Genomic DNA, 598 nt, shown 5'->3' on the forward strand with positions numbered 1-598 from the left:
ATCAGGCTGCTGAAACTGAAGGACTCGCCCCACAGCTTGAACGGCTGCAAATAACTCGCGGTGGCAGTGTATTTGCGGTAACGGGCGTTCGGCTCGCCGGGGCCCGGATCGCCATTATCCTGGGCGTCGAACGCACCAATACCTTGCTGCATGCCCAGGTCGAGGTTGACGAAGGCACTGCCAACCCGCCGACCGTGGTTGACGCCGAACTGCGCTTCGCTGATGCGGTTGCTGCTTAGCTTGAGCTTGCTGTCTTCGATGAAGTTGTTGGTGCGCAGGGACGAGATACCGGTACTGAGAGAGGTCTTGCTCAGGGCGTCGCGATGGATCACCCGCTCGGCGCGCAGTTGATGGTTTTCGCTGTCGCCGGTCTGCTTGAAATTGAAACCGTTGGCCTGGGCTTGCGAGCGGTACTCGCTCTGGCTGTAGGTGTAACTGAAGTTCCACCAGCCCCACGGCACGCTGTAATTGAGCATCGCGTTGTTGGACGTGTGCTGGTGATCGGTCATCGCATCGTGACCGCCACGCAGCATCAACTGATCGGCCAGGCCCAACGGGCTGTCCCAATCAAACGTCGTGCCCCACTGCTGCTCGCCGG

Annotated in this window: 1 protein-coding gene; it reads right to left on the reverse strand. The window is 60.2% G+C overall.

The window, feature by feature from the left end; translation table 11 throughout:
• A partial coding sequence (locus tag PMI21_RS24605) for a ShlB/FhaC/HecB family hemolysin secretion/activation protein (RefSeq protein ID WP_007934282.1) occupies positions 1–598 on the reverse strand: 598 nt, incomplete at both ends.

This window comes from Pseudomonas sp. GM18, from assembly GCF_000282195.1.
Classification (GTDB): Bacteria; Pseudomonadota; Gammaproteobacteria; order Pseudomonadales; family Pseudomonadaceae; genus Aquipseudomonas.